Origin of the sequence: Paenibacillus popilliae ATCC 14706, from assembly GCF_000315235.1 — a bacterium.
GTDB classification, from domain to species: domain Bacteria; phylum Bacillota; class Bacilli; order Paenibacillales; family Paenibacillaceae; genus Paenibacillus_B; species Paenibacillus_B popilliae.
The window spans coordinates 1-259 of the sequence record NZ_BALG01000485.1 but is presented as its reverse complement, the minus strand read 5'-3'; the positions used below and the strand labels follow the sequence as shown (position 1 = coordinate 259).

The following is a 259-nucleotide window of genomic DNA, read 5'->3' as shown; positions in this document are numbered from 1 at the left end:
CTCTCGTGCGCTGGTAGTCGTACAACACCACGGAGGGTTCACCTCGCCCCGTGCGGTATAGCCACATATACGAATCCGACTGCGCCGCTTTTCCTTTAACACCTGCAGCGTGGTCTCGTCCGCATGCAGCACATCCTGCTTCAGCAGATGGCGCCTCATTTCCGGCACAACGGGCAGCAGCCAGTGCTCTGCGCCGTAGATCATCCAGTTCGCCATCGTTTGCCGGGACAAGGGATAACCTAAACGGGTCCATTCATGT

Annotated in this window: 1 pseudogene; it reads right to left on the bottom strand. The window is 57.9% G+C overall.

Annotated features, from left to right (window positions below):
• Positions 1–259 (bottom strand): annotated as a pseudogene (locus PPOP_RS18740) (IS66 family transposase); the annotation flags it as partial.